The following is a 269-nucleotide window of genomic DNA, read 5'->3' as shown; positions in this document are numbered from 1 at the left end:
GTCAATTCGCTACTCGATGATAAGGATGTTGAGCAGAAGAAATCGCATCACTTCCAAGCATGATTTGCTCTTTAGGTGCTGGAGCACCATTAAGTGGCAATGCCGCACCTGCTGGAATAACAAATAAAGGATCACTGCTGCCTGCTCCATTATAGCCAAAATCAGCTCTATATCTATCCTCTTCTACATGACCATTGTAAATCGCGTTATGATTTAATGTTTCACCATTACTACGTTGCAGGGTTACTGATCCATTTGCATCGAAGATT

1 pseudogene is annotated in these 269 nt (G+C 41.6%); it reads right to left on the bottom strand.

Going from position 1 to position 269, the window contains the following annotated elements:
* Nucleotide 1: 1 nt before the first annotated feature.
* A pseudogene (locus SCRDD08_RS11750) lies at nt 2–269 on the bottom strand (DUF6287 domain-containing protein); the annotation flags it as partial.

It is taken from the genome of Streptococcus cristatus (genome assembly GCF_001578775.1).
Taxonomy (GTDB): Bacteria; Bacillota; Bacilli; order Lactobacillales; family Streptococcaceae; genus Streptococcus; species Streptococcus cristatus_A.
This window is presented reverse-complemented; position numbering and strand designations above follow the sequence as displayed.